We start from the raw sequence: 283 nt of genomic DNA, 5'->3' as shown, positions 1-283 counted from the left end.
CCTCGTGGAGGTCGGCATCGGCCTGCGCCGCGAGGACAAACGCCGCGCCGTGAAGGTGAAGGCGGAGGCGGCGGCCGAGGGGCGCATCCTCGACGCGCTGGTCGGCCCCACCGCGAGCCAGCCGACCCGCGACAGCTTCCGGCGCAAGCTCCGCAACAGCGAGCCCGACGACAAGGAGGTCGAGATCGAGCTGGCCGGCGGCTCCCCGGCCGGGCTGCCGATGTTCGAGATCCCCGGCGTCCCCGGCGCCTCGATGGGGGCGATCAATATCGGCGACATGCTC

Annotated in this window: 1 pseudogene; it reads left to right on the top strand. The window is 73.1% G+C overall.

The window, feature by feature from the left end:
• Positions 1 to 283: pseudogene (locus tag ACLBXP_RS26020) on the top strand (HslU--HslV peptidase ATPase subunit); the annotation flags it as partial.

It is taken from the genome of Methylobacterium sp. A54F, assembly GCF_053346035.1.
Note: the sequence above shows the minus strand (reverse complement) of the source record. Positions and strands in the feature narration are given on the sequence as shown.